The 11,626-nt window shown below is 59.3% G+C and carries 12 protein-coding genes, 1 tRNA gene and 3 pseudogenes; 10 read left to right on the top strand and 6 right to left on the bottom strand.

What is annotated here, in order from left to right; genetic code table 11:
* The 6 genes and pseudogenes from GCT13_RS45305 to GCT13_RS45280 all read left to right on the top strand — a co-directional run.
* A partial coding sequence (locus GCT13_RS45305) for a SelB domain-containing protein (protein WP_193727959.1) occupies positions 1 to 509 on the top strand: 509 nt, incomplete at its 5' end.
* Between the two features lie 121 nt (positions 510 to 630).
* A tRNA-Sec gene (locus tag GCT13_RS45300) sits at positions 631 to 723 on the top strand.
* A gap of 495 nt (positions 724 to 1,218) precedes the next feature.
* Positions 1,219 to 1,794 carry an NADPH-dependent FMN reductase gene (locus tag GCT13_RS45295; RefSeq protein ID WP_152768173.1) on the top strand — a complete coding sequence of 192 codons (576 nt, stop codon included), beginning with the start codon at positions 1,219 to 1,221 and terminating at the stop codon, positions 1,792 to 1,794.
* Between the two features lie 211 nt (positions 1,795 to 2,005).
* Positions 2,006 to 2,347: a carboxymuconolactone decarboxylase family protein gene (locus GCT13_RS45290; RefSeq protein WP_152768172.1), complete on the top strand. Its 342-nt coding sequence runs from the start codon at positions 2,006 to 2,008 to the stop codon at positions 2,345 to 2,347.
* 30 nt (positions 2,348 to 2,377) lie between these two features.
* Positions 2,378 to 3,064 (top strand): annotated as a pseudogene (locus GCT13_RS45285) (hydrolase).
* Positions 3,065 to 3,200: 136 nt separating this feature from the next.
* Positions 3,201 to 3,491: a DUF1427 family protein gene (locus GCT13_RS45280; RefSeq protein ID WP_152768171.1), complete on the top strand. Its 291-nt coding sequence runs from the start codon at positions 3,201 to 3,203 to the stop codon at positions 3,489 to 3,491.
* Here the strand turns inward: GCT13_RS45280 and GCT13_RS45275 are convergent.
* The 3 genes and pseudogenes from GCT13_RS45275 to GCT13_RS45260 all read right to left on the bottom strand — a co-directional run.
* Positions 3,491 to 4,744 (bottom strand): annotated as a pseudogene (locus tag GCT13_RS45275) (FAD-dependent oxidoreductase); the annotation flags it as partial. The gene GCT13_RS45280 and the pseudogene GCT13_RS45275 sit on opposite strands and share 1 nt — an antisense overlap.
* A gap of 465 nt (positions 4,745 to 5,209) precedes the next feature.
* On the bottom strand, positions 5,210 to 5,857 hold the full coding sequence (locus tag GCT13_RS45270; RefSeq protein ID WP_152768170.1) for a response regulator: 648 nt from the start codon (positions 5,855 to 5,857) through the stop codon (positions 5,210 to 5,212).
* An 811-nt stretch (positions 5,858 to 6,668) separates the two neighbouring features.
* Entirely contained in the window at positions 6,669 to 6,962 is a 294-nt protein-coding gene (locus GCT13_RS45260; protein ID WP_152768168.1) for a hypothetical protein, read from the bottom strand.
* A 276-nt stretch (positions 6,963 to 7,238) separates the two neighbouring features.
* Here GCT13_RS45260 and GCT13_RS45255 point away from each other — a divergent pair, with 276 nt between their 5' ends.
* From GCT13_RS45255 to GCT13_RS45240, 4 genes and pseudogenes are all read left to right on the top strand, one after another.
* Positions 7,239 to 8,252, top strand: coding sequence for a universal stress protein (locus tag GCT13_RS45255; protein WP_152768167.1), 1,014 nt, complete (start codon positions 7,239 to 7,241; stop codon positions 8,250 to 8,252).
* Between the two features lie 37 nt (positions 8,253 to 8,289).
* The gene (locus tag GCT13_RS45250; RefSeq protein ID WP_152768166.1) at positions 8,290 to 8,766 is read left to right on the top strand and encodes a universal stress protein; all 477 of its coding nucleotides are present in this window, start codon (positions 8,290 to 8,292) and stop codon (positions 8,764 to 8,766) included.
* Between the two features lie 16 nt (positions 8,767 to 8,782).
* Entirely contained in the window at positions 8,783 to 8,971 is a 189-nt protein-coding gene (locus GCT13_RS45245) for a DUF2964 family protein (protein WP_152768165.1), read from the top strand.
* Between the two features lie 40 nt (positions 8,972 to 9,011).
* Positions 9,012 to 9,259 (top strand): annotated as a pseudogene (locus tag GCT13_RS45240) (ABC transporter permease); the annotation flags it as partial.
* Positions 9,260 to 9,560: 301 nt separating this feature from the next.
* On the opposite strand, the gene GCT13_RS51530 reads toward GCT13_RS45240, so the two are convergent.
* The 3 genes from GCT13_RS51530 to GCT13_RS45225 form a co-directional block, all read right to left on the bottom strand.
* Positions 9,561 to 9,815, bottom strand: coding sequence for an acyl carrier protein (locus tag GCT13_RS51530; protein WP_152768164.1), 255 nt, complete (start codon positions 9,813 to 9,815; stop codon positions 9,561 to 9,563).
* A gap of 76 nt (positions 9,816 to 9,891) precedes the next feature.
* Complete coding sequence (locus tag GCT13_RS45230) at positions 9,892 to 11,256, bottom strand: MBL fold metallo-hydrolase RNA specificity domain-containing protein (RefSeq protein ID WP_152768163.1); 1,365 nt, start codon at positions 11,254 to 11,256, stop codon at positions 9,892 to 9,894.
* Positions 11,257 to 11,358: 102 nt separating this feature from the next.
* Positions 11,359 to 11,626, bottom strand: a 268-nt coding sequence (locus GCT13_RS45225) for a hypothetical protein (RefSeq protein WP_227747089.1), incomplete at its 5' end; no start/stop codon positions are given.

The following is an 11,626-nucleotide window of genomic DNA, read 5'->3' as shown; positions in this document are numbered from 1 at the left end:
TGTGGCGCGCGTTGATCGATTCGCTCGTCGACGAGGGCGCAGTCGCGAGAAGCGGGCCGTGGTTGCATCTGCCGGCGCATACGGTTTCGCTCGATGCGCGCGAGCAGGTTCTCGCGAGTGCGCTGCTGCCGCTGATTGCGCAGGGCCGATACGATCCGCCGTGGGTGCGCGATCTCGCGAAGACGACAGCGCGCGACGAAGACGCGGTGCGCCAGGTGCTGCGCAAGCTCGCGCGGCAGGGCGACGTGTATCAGATCGTGCGCGATCTGTTCTATCACCGCGAGGTCGTGCATGAACTCGCGCGGCTCGTTGCCGCTATCGCCGGGGATGGTGGCGGCGCGCTGGGCGCGTCGGCGTTTCGCGACGCGACGGGTTTGGGACGCAAGCGCGCGATTCAGATTCTCGAGTTCTTCGACCGCGTCGGGTACACACGCTTTCAGCGTGACGTTCACTGGCTGAGGCGGGATTCACAATTGCATGAAGCGTTGGCGTGCGAAGCGGCTGTGTGACGCCGATGGTCGGTTGCAGGCGCAACGGGCTGACGGTGAGTGACCGCTATAATCGGTTGCACAAAGCCGGGCGCGTTGTGTTGATTTGTTTTCGTTGCACGGCTGGTCAAAAGTTGGACACGGAAGGCATTCGTATCTGGTGGTGCGGCTCGGCTTCAAACCCAGTGAGGGGTGTCAGCCACTCCTCGGTCGGTTCGACTCCGGCTGCCTTCCGCCCCTCGGGCCTTCTGGGCTCTTCCAACCTCCTCCTCCGCAGACGTTCCCTAGGTCGCCGATGTTAAAGCGGTATATGGGTAACGACATGCTTGCGGCTACCGTTGACGTCCCGGAGAGTTTTGCGAAACGCTTAAGCAATACGGCAAACGCTGGCGCCACACTATCGATTGTCCCTGAAACTCATCGCATCAACAACATGACGTCGTGCATTCTTAGCTTAGCTGAATCGTCGAAATCGCGATGCCATCGTCACGAAAGATGTCATTTAAGAAGGTTTCAGGTGCTGCTCAGGATTTTTAGACACCAGACTAGTAATATTGTTATCGCGATGTTCAAACGACCAGAGTCTGGCAAGACTTGGCGGAAACTGGATGGCGGTATTCGTCAACCCCGAGGCATACGATCATGAATGGTAAGGCGAACGGCGCTGACATGATCTTATTCAATGACAGGATCGCAAGGACGAAGACCGCTCAACGTACTTGGAGGATCTATGACGGTCAGGATTTTGGCGATCAGTGGCAGCGCACGACGGGATTCATTGAATCGAAAATTGCTAAGAGTCGCTGCAACTGGGGCAGCCGAAGCGGGGGCGGACGTAACTTTCGCGCGCCTCACCGACTTTAACCTGCCGTTGTACGATGGGGACCTCGAAGCTGAACGCGGTATCCCGGAAAGTGTCCGTTCGCTCCAGAAACTTGTCGCGAGTCATCAGGCACTTTTGATCGCGTCGCCTGAGCATAATGGCGGTTACACGGCGTTGCTAAAAAACGCGATCGACTGGATCAGTCGGCCCAGTGAGGACGGTAAAACTGGCGTAGCACTCTTCGCTGGGAAGGCTGCTGCGCTAATTTCTGCTTCTCCTGGGCCGTTGGGCGGCATTCGTTCTCAAACAGATATGAGAGCGGTGCTAGACAAGCTCGGGATGATTGTTGTCCCTCAATCCTTCGCGTTGGGTTCGGCGCATGATGCGTTCGATGCGGATGGACAACTGTTGAACAAGAATGTCGCGCAACTCGTGGCTGACGTCGGTGCGGCGCTGTATAGGGTTTCATCACGCCTGTCGTGATGTCCCTGAGATTCTGTCGTGCTGAAGAGAAGCAAGCACGTCTGGTTCATCAGGCCGGATTGGTATGCTAAATATCGATGGCATCCGGCGAAGGTGGTCACGTGCGAAAAGTTTTCGAACACATCACATCGACTCTAGGCAGGCGAGCAGCGGGCCGGTTGAGCGGCCCGTTCGCACGCTACATCCCATGCATCTCTATTGGAGTCATCTCATGCTCGATTGGAAAAAGACGATCCAGGACATCAGTTCTCGCATCAAGGAACTGTCCACACGCACGCCGGACACCCTTCGCGGTTTTGGCCTCATTGCTGGCGCGGGTGCCAACACCAACCATCTCGGCGCGAAGACGCGTGAGCTCATCGCGCTGGCCGTCGCCGTCACTACGCGCTGCGATGGTTGCATCGCTTTCCACGCGGCCGAGGCCGTCAAGCTCGGCGTGTCCGATGAGGAGATCGCAGAAGCGCTGGGCGTGGCGATCAACCTGAACGCCGGCGCTGCCATCACGTACAGCACGCACGTGCTGGATGCCTTCGACAAGCTGAAGCAAGCCTGAATCGTCCCGACACACAGACAGGAGTTCATCATGAATGACCCCAAGCTTGAAGTACTGACGCCGGAAAACTCCCAGATGCTTTTCATCGATCATCAGCCGCAGATGGCATTCGGTGTCCAGTCCATTGACCGGCAGGTGCTGAAGAACAATGTGGTTGGTCTCGCCAAGGCAGCAAAAATATTCGGCATTCCGACCACCATCACGACGGTAGAAACGCAAACTTTCTCGGGCTTTACGTATCCGGAGTTGCTCGACGTATTTCCCGGTCAGCCGCTGCTCGAACGCACCTCGATGAACTCCTGGGATGACCAGAAGGTGCGTGACGCGCTGGCTGCGAATTGACGCAAGAAGATCGTGGTTTCCGGTCTGTGGACAGAGGTTTGCAACAACACGTTTGCACTCGGCGCCATGCTGGAAGGCGGCTACGAAATCTATATGGTTGAAGATGCCTCGGGTGGCACGTCGAAGGACGGGCACGACTATGCGATGCAGCGCATGATCCAGGCAGGCGTCGTGCCAGTGACGTGGCAACAGGTGATGCTCGAATGGCAGCGCGACTGGGCGCGTCGTGATACCTACGACGCCGTCATGCAGGTAGTGCGGGAACATTCCGGTGCGTACGGGATGGGCGTGGACTATGCCTACACCATGGTGCACAAAGCGCCACAGCGCGCGGCTGGTCACCACGAGATCGTGCCCGCAGTTCCGGCCAGGTAATCGGTTGCCCTCCATCTCATTTGATGTCCCGACGCTGGTCGTGCGGCGTGACGCCGCCGGCCGGCAGGAGTCGTTGCGCTATCTGATTCAGACAAGCCCGATCTGACGCTGCCCGCTGCAAGAGAGATTGAATCCAATGAAAGTCTATCTGTTTTCACTAGGTGCCGGCGTTCTCGTCGGTGTCATCTACTACCTGATTGGCGTACGGTCGCCGGCCCCACCGTTCATTGCACTGGTCGGCCTGCTCGGCATTCTCGCTGGAGAGCAGCTTGTTCCAGTCAGCGAGCAATTTTTCTTTGGCCGTATTCCCTCAACGGTGACGCGCGCCTCAGACAAGGCAACCGCGGCATCCGGCGCATTTCAGCACGACATTTCCGACGCCACGGCTGTTCGAAAGACTGCTAGAAACGAGGAGCCCCGCTCATGACCGCTGACGAGGACATGAACATGAGCAGCATGCGATGCAAGAAACACAATGGCCTGTCCTGCTGAATTTCCGCCACCGACCAGCAGCACGGTTTCGTTGCGGCAAAGCCGGGCCTCGATCGACGTCGCCCAGTAATAGACGCCGTGACCTTCGAAGCGCGCAAGCCCGCTCACTGCCGGACGCCGATACTCCGCGCCGCTCGCGACGACTACCGTCCGTGCCGCAATGCGCCGCGAACTGGCAAGCTCCACCTCGAGCGGGTATACGTTGCAATGCAAGCCCTTCACCTCGACGGGAATCGCGATGTGCGCGCCGAATTTCTGCGCCTGGTTAAATGCCCTGCCGGCTAGCGCTTGCCCCGAAATGCCGGTCGGAAAGCCCAGATAATTTTCGATGCGGGCACTCGTGCCTGCCTGGCCACCCGGCGCGCGGCAATCGAAGACGGCGACTGACAAGCCTTCGGACGCCGCATAGACGGCTGCCGCCAGGCCAGCAGGCCCGGCGCCGACGATCGCGACGTCGTAAACATGTCCGGGATCGAATTCCGGCACGAGTCCAAGGTACGAGGCGAGCTGCCCGTCGTCGGGATTGCGCAACACGGTGCCATCCGGACACACAACGAGCGGCATGTCATCGCGCCGAGGTGTCATGCGCTCAAGCAATGCAATGGCATCGGCACCGCCTTCGTCAAGCGTCATATGCGGGTAAGCATTGCGTTGCAGGAAATGTTGCAGCGCGACGAGTCGCTCGTTGTCGGGCGGGCCGACGAGCACCGCCCCTTGCCCGCGCTCGATCGCGGCGACGCGCCTCAGGATCAGCGCGCGCATGATTCTTTCACCGAGTTCCGCCTCGCCAATCATCAGCGCACGCAGCTTTTCCGGCGCAATCACGAGCGCCTCGACATCTTCGATAACCTCGGCATCGACAAGGCCGGGCTTGCCTGAGAGCATGCCAACGTCGGAGGTGAATTCGCCCCGCTTGGCTTGGGAGCGAAGCAAACGTCGATGGCCCAGTCCGTCGCGTGCCGTGTATCGAATCGTGCCCGACAACAGGACGAACATGCCTGGACTCATACCACCTGCGCGATACAGGAATTCGCTGGCGGCGTAGCGCCGTACCGCACCAAAACGACTTATCCGATCAATCTCGGCGTCGGTCAGTACCGGAAATATCTGATGCCAGCGCGGAGTGCTATCCGGGGTCTGCGCATCTGCCTCGGCAGAACGATCGACACCGTTCGCGCTGGCTTCCATGTGGTTTTTCTGTTCGCCGCGTGGCGAAGCTGCGTCGCTGTTCATCGTGAACCTCTGACTACGTGCGTTGAAACCGACCGGCGGAGAGCCACGCCCCTGGCCCCTTGGATAACCCACATACTAAATGCCGCCCGATGATTCAAGATAGGCTAGCCGTTAACATGCCGCAAACAGGCAACGCCAAACTTGCTCATGTCCGAGCTCTCGTGATACTCCCGGCCGGCCAAGCGGACTTTTTGGCGCGCTTAGTTGCACGTTCATGAAATGGTCAGTACTTTTTCAAGTCCATGCTCAGGTATTTGCTAATCGTGTTGCGCGACAGGCTTGTGAGACGCGCGATCGCGCATCGATGACGATTTCAATCGGGCTGCAGCCAGTTTCGCGAATCAGGACGCGATGCTTCGAAACGCATCGGCTGTGCTATACAGCATATCGCCGCGTTTCAGTCGAGCAGGGAAAGGGTGTTCAGATATCGCTGTCGTCTTCGACGAGCTTGTGACGAATCGCGTAGCGCACGAGCGCGTTCTCGTTAGGGATCTGCATCTTTTCGAGCACACGCGTCTTGTGTGTGCTGACCGTCTTGACGCTGACACACAGTTCGCGCGCGATCTCCGTAATGCTCTGGCCTGCCACGATACGCCTGAAGACATCGAATTCCCGATCGGAGAGCCGTTGATGCGGTAGCGCTTCCGCGGATTCGTTCAGGTTCTGTGCGAAGCGCTCGGCCATTGCGAGGCTGACATAGACACCCCCAGCGGCGATCTTCGTGACGGCGCCGACGAGTTCCGCACTCGCGCTTTCCTTGGTCAGGTAGCCGGATGCGCCCGCCTTGAATGCACGTACAGCGTACTGTTGTTCAGCGTGCATGGTCAGCACGAGTATGCGCAAAGAAGGTTTTTCGTCCTTGATCTGCTTGATCAGTTCAATGCCGTTGCGACCCGGCATTGACAGGTCGAGAACCAGCACTTCCGCTTCAGTGGACCGGATCAATGCGATCGTCGTCACGCTATCCCACGCCTCGCCGGCCACTTCGAAGCCGCTCGCATTTTCTAGAATATGGCGCAGCCCGTCACGCACGAGCGTATGGTCATCGGCCAACAATACCCTGGTCATGTTGAGCCCTTTCCTGTGGTACGGATGGCAGGAGAAACGTGACTGCTAGTGCGAAGCCCGTCTCTCCGCGCTTTCGATGTGTATCCGCCGGGCGCCCTCGACCAGTGTCCCGTCGGCGTTTCCGGCAACGTTCGTCAGCGGCTTCAGAGTTGCCGCTCCGCGAGCGTCGCGCAGCCCGCACGCGGCGCACGTTTGTCACTCCCCGAACACGCCGACGATTGGCTGACAACTCGCGCAATTCTTCGCGCGATGGCTTCCGCGTGTTTCTAATTTTACGCGTTCGGACGCATCGCGCAGAACGACCGCGGCACACGCTGTCGTCAGGCAGAAGTTGCGGACGGGTATTCGAGTGGATCGGCTAACGGGCAAATACGACTCGGAAAATTCCTACTGCACATCCTCGTCGACTACGTGCGTTTAAAGTGCCGCTGATTTCAATTGGTGGGGGCCTTTTCAATAATGTGTTTAACCACCTCTGAACGACGGTTGGTCACGGAACAGGTAGATCGAGGAGCACGAGATGAACGGCAATGGCATTTCACTTAGAGCGCTTGTCGACAAATGGCTCGCGCCCACACGGTCTATTCCAGCGCGGGTAATCCAGGTCGGACGTTTCGGTTCAAGCGGCGTGCGCTACGTTCGACTCGAAGGCCAGATGGCGACGGGCCCGTTGAGCATCGTATTCTTCCGTCACGGCGATCGCGCATGGGATGTCTTCCCGCCTATGCCCTCGTCGCCTGCGATGGCCACGCGGATCTTCGCAGCTTGATGGCTCCATGGACCGCCACCCCGTCCCAATCAGCACTGAGCGTCAAACGGAAACTCCGGACGCGATCTCAGAGAGCCGCTTGTAGTACAGCATGGTCTGCGAGGCATAGGCAGGCAACATCAGCGGCCCAATTGCAGCGTAGTCGAGGACGTTTTGCGCTGTTGCCATGCGCGTGCACATCACCGTCCAGAGTGCCATCCATTTTGTGAGTGCTTCGGAATGCGCGAGTGCGAGCGCATGCAAGGTTGCGGCGTCACAAGGCGGGCCGTACGCCGGCGTAGTGCCCCACGGAGGGGTTGATATCGTGGCATGAAGGTTGGCAGGGGCGGTGTCCATGAATGTCTCCAGAACACGTGATGAATTCCCGTCTTGCTACGGGGTTGGCGACGACAGCGATGCCTGTCGTTTAACTCCATAACGTTCACGCCTGACTCTGTTGAGACGCATCAAATCGACTGGAGCATTTCTGCGGCGGCACGGGCATTCCCCGATTGAACATCGGTGACATCGACGGTTGATACAAGTCAAGCCTGCAATGGTGCGAGCGCCGAAGATGGGAACATGTCCGGCACCCGGCGCCGGCGATAGCGAGCATTGCGAGCGGAGCGGGCGATGAACGGCAAGTCAACGAGTACCGCACCAGCCTTTGCGTTCAAGCGCGTAACCGTTGCCTCGGAAGGGGGAACAGGTCTGGTGCCGTTGACGCGTTTCGCGTTGCGACTCGCAGCCCCGGATGCCTTCGTTCGGCTAACCGAGGTGGTATGCAATCCGGCCGCCCTCTGTCCGCGGTTGTTGATGTCCCGTCCGGACTGGCGCGAAGCACATCGCGCGATACTGCATGAAGCAATCACACGGTTAATGCTGGCTGCTCATCAAGCTGCCGCATTTGTGGCGAAGGCGGAAACCGACTTAATCGATCTTGCGGCGATGCATCGGCAAGCAACGGAAGCGCTCAGCCGGTCGGCCCGTGAATGGCACGCGGACCTGATCGCCGTGGCTTCGCATCCGCGAAGTCATCGCTGGGCGTGCAGACTGAATCCCGAGGAACTCGTGGCGATGTCCCATTGCCCCGTGCTGCATGTGCCCTCCGCGCACGTGTGCACAAAGGACGCCGCGGTAACGAGAGTTCTGGTGGCAGTCGATGGGTCGTCGCCGTCGCTCACGGCGCTGCATATTGCGGCGAGTGTCGTACCTAAAGGGAGCGTTTTCAGGCTTGTCTACGTATTGGATCGTCCAGCCTGGCTTGGCGAACTGCTGCCGCGCGAACTGTTCGGCCTCGATGGCGAACAGGCGCTCTGTCAGGCCAAAAAGATCATAAAGGGGACGTCGGGCCCGGTGGAGATAGCGGTCGTCGAAACGGAAGCCGCATCTGACGATATTTCGAGCACCGTTCTGCGCGAAGCGAAGCAATGGCAAGCCGACCTTCTGGTGATGTCGACCAGCAGCAAACCGAAGCTCGTGCGTCCACTACCGGGGCACGTCGTTGCTCAAACGCTGCGCAACGCCGAATGTCCCGTTCTGGTGTGTCCTTCAACGATCGACGCAACGGCGAGTGTCGCGCAACACAATCAACGTCCTTTGCAGTCGGCATCAAGAGGCGCTGTTTCACCGTCCGGCTTTCTCTGACGGGCGGCTGCACGAATACATCAACGAGGAGTTCACCATGTACACGCGGATTCTGGTTGCGCTGGATGGCAGCAAAACATCGGCGCGGGCGTTAAACGAGGCAGTAGCAATGGCGGGTCTCACGCACGGAACGATTCATGCCGTGTACGTTGTCGACAAGACGCCGCTCTTCAACTATGGGGGGTACTACGATCCTGTGGCGCTTCTCGACGCGTTACGAAGAGATGGCCGCATTGCGCTCGAGAGTGCGCACGCCGAGTGCGGCAAGGCAGGCGTCGCCTGCGAGATCGAGATGATCGAAACGGAGCGCATGACCGACGACGTCGCGCAGACGCTTCAGCGCTGCGCCGAACGCGCGCGCGCCGAGCTTGTTGTGATGGGCACACATGGTCGCAGAGGCGTGAGCCGCATCGTGCTCGGCAGTGTCGCCGAGAGATTCGTGCGCGTTTCGCAGTGTCCCGTCCTGCTGGTTCGCGGCACCGAACCCGAACACGCGGCCGCAAGCGAAGCGTGACAAGTGGGAGGCCGTGGTGCACCAGCAATACCGGATCGTGCTTGCGTTGATCGGCGTGTTCATTTCGCCGGACGCACTCGTGTGGACGATTCACGGGCTGATCTTCGACGACTCGCTTGCGTTCAGATGCGGTGTCGTCATCGTGACCGCAATGATTGCTGGCGTCGTCGCGCTACTCAACCTCACGTCGAACGGAAGTCGATAACGGTGCGCACCTTCATCTGCAAGCGCGGAGGATCTCGCCTATGAAGAGCATATTGCGCCTCGCGTTCACGCTGCTTTCAATGACAGCGCGAAGTTCACTGCGCTCATTGTTGGCATTACGTTCACGGTGTTTCGGATGATCGAAATGACGTCGCTCTTCGCCGGCATCCTGAACAAATCGTCGTCGACAGTGATCAATGTCGGCGCGAAGATGTGGGTGATGGACCCCGCGGTGCAGACGATCGCAAGCAGCATTGGAATGCCGGACTATGTGCTTGACGCCGCGCGCTACTGTGTCACCGCGTTCGATACCTGTTGCCCGCAAACCTCCCGCTACACTTCCAAAGCTTTGTGACGCAATTCGCTGTATGTGACGCGCGTTTCGTTGAAGGAGCGTCGATCAGTATGAGATGCGTGCGCGCGCCGTCGTGCGACGCGTGCCATTGCAGTGTTTCACACAGCGTCGATGTAGTCCGTCGGCGTATTGGCGGCATGAACTTCGGACTGCCGGGCAAGCTCGACTATGGATGAGGGTTTGTTCGGTGCCGTCTTGATCTGTTCGAACGAGTGCAGCGCCCGCAACACATCGCTTATGCAGTCTGCCCGCGCAAAAACGTCGATGGGCAGTTGCGCGCGAATGCCTGTTCGACGCGCGAGAGGAGTTCGGCACACGCGAGACTGCCTAATCCAAGCTCGCTTTCGAAGCGAGTCGCGAGCGTGATCTTGTTTGGCTCGAAGGCCGCTCGCTGCAATTCCTTCGCGAGCTCGCTGACGATGGCAAGCAGGCGTTGGTCAGCCGCACGTTGTGCAAGGGCGCCATCAGAATGCAGGGCTGGAAGCGACATGACTACACCCCGATAGACATCGCAAACGCGGTTGGTCACACCGTTGCCGGATACGGATAGCCGCGTCCCGAGTCTTTTATAAGTCTTCGAGCTCGACCGTCTGCTGATAGACCGGTACTTCGCACGGCCACCCGAATGTCTCGGAGATGCGCCGACGCATCGCGTCCGCCGCTACGGGCTCGCCGTGCGTGACGAAGACGCGCGACGGCGCGTCCGTCAGACTCGACAGCCATTGCAGCAGTTCGCGGTAATCGGCATGCGCCGAAAGCGACGCGATCGACTCGACGTTGGCGCGCACGCGTACATATTCGCCGTGTACCTTGATCGACGGTTCGTGGGCGGCGAGGGCCGCGCCGCGCGTGCCTGCCGCCTGGAAACCGACGAGCACGATCGTGTTGCGAGGGTCCGACGCATACAGGCTCAGGTGATGCAGCACGCGGCCACCCGTCGCCATTCCACTGCCGGCAATAATCACCATCGGTCCCTGGTGTGACGCAATTGCCTTTGACTGATCGACGGTTCTGGTCTGGATCGCCGCCTTGTCGATAGCACTCGCTTCGGACATGGTCAGCCGATGTTCGTCGAGATGTTTTCGATAGACCTCGGTGACGCTCGTCGCCATTGGACTGTCCAGGTACACGGGGACGTTTGCCATGCGTCCGTTCTCTTTGAGCTTCGAAATGTAATAGAGGATCTCCTGCGCGCGCCCGACCGCGAAGCATGGGATCACGACCACGCCGCCTTTGGCAAAAGTTTTGTTGAATATCCGCGCGAGTTCGTCTTCTGGATTCGTGTCCGGGTGCAAGCGGTCGCCATAGGTCGATTCGACGACGAGGTAATCCGCGTGCGCGAGAGGCGCGGGCGCGCGCATGATGGGATCTTCCTGGCGGCCGACGTCGCCGGAGAACGCAAGCACCTTGTGATTGCGGCACATCACGACGCTCGCTGCGCCGAGAATGTGACCAGCGGGCAGGAAGCGGAAGCTGATTCCGCGCATCAGGTCAATCGGGTTGTCGAAAGGGCACGGCACGAACAGACGCAGCGCGCGCTCCGCATCATCGAGCGTATAGAGCGGCAGCGCGGGGTAGTGCTTCGAAAACCCATGCCGGTTTGCGTAGTCGGCTTCTTCTTCCTGCAGTCTCGCGCTGTCGCGCAGCATGATCTCGCACAGCGCAGCCGTGCCGGGCGTGCAATAGACGGCACCGTGAAAGCCATTGCGAACGAGCAACGGCAGATAGCCGCTGTGATCGATATGCGCATGAGTGAGTATCACGGCGTCGATCGAGTCGGCCGGGACGGGCAGCGGGGCCCAGTTGCGCAGACGCAGGTTCTTGACACCTTGAAACAGCCCGCAATCGATGAGGATGCGTACGTCCGGCTCTTCGAGCAGGTACTTCGAACCGGTGACGGTCTCGCTTGCACCGAGAAAAGTCAGTTTCATGGATTCCCCCGCTTCATAGAGATGCGGTGCCTCACAGCCTCAATTGCATCCCATGCGAATGTGAGGCCATTGACCTAGTACAACATCCCGTAAATTGCTTGATTAATTATCCGGCTGTAAATAGGGCTGCAAGAGCGTGACGACGACATTGGCCATCTCCTCGAGCGAGCCGGTTCCGGGCAGCGGTTCCCAACGACCACTATGGCTGCGGAAGGCAGCGCCATAACGATTGCGGCCGAACTCTGTGAGGCGCGCCACAACAGTGGGCTCCTCATCGTCCAGACGTTTGATCAGCAGGTGACGTCCGTAGGCTTGCGTAACAATTTGGTCATGGCCGAGCAAGGTGCGTAGTTGACGCTGAAGTTCGGCC

Source organism: Paraburkholderia franconis (genome assembly GCF_009362735.1).
Taxonomy (GTDB): Bacteria; Pseudomonadota; Gammaproteobacteria; order Burkholderiales; family Burkholderiaceae; genus Paraburkholderia; species Paraburkholderia franconis.
The sequence above is the reverse complement of the archived record's forward strand: the minus strand, read 5'-3'. Positions and strand labels throughout refer to the sequence as shown.